This window comes from Fusobacterium varium (assembly GCA_021531615.1).
Classification (GTDB): domain Bacteria; phylum Fusobacteriota; class Fusobacteriia; order Fusobacteriales; family Fusobacteriaceae; genus Fusobacterium_A; species Fusobacterium_A varium_C.
Map to the genome: position 1 here is coordinate 1 of JADYUE010000112.1, position 297 is coordinate 297.

General features: G+C 32.7%; 1 protein-coding gene. It reads right to left on the reverse strand.

All coding sequences use genetic code 11. The features are described 5' to 3' along the window. The coding region (locus I6E31_12550) for a hypothetical protein (GenBank protein ID MCF2640786.1) at positions 1-297 on the reverse strand (297 nt) is incomplete at both ends.

A 297-nucleotide genomic window follows, 5' to 3' on the forward strand; every position in this document is an offset into this window, starting at 1 on the left:
CAGCCATTTGAGCTAGATCTATTTTTTCAGCATATAGGAAAGAGTTCAGATCAACAGATTCTTGGTTAATAGAATATCCTACTAATTTACTATTTTTATCTTTATTTTCAAATACTTTTACCCCTATATCATCTTTTCCATACCCTTCAACATCAAATCTAACTGCATTATCCATTCCACTTTCCCATGCTGCTGCAAGGATAATCTCTTCTGGTGAATTGTTAAATCTATGAACCATTCCTCCATATTCAGCTACACCATTTTTATTGTGATCTCTATTTGTATACCACCATTCAT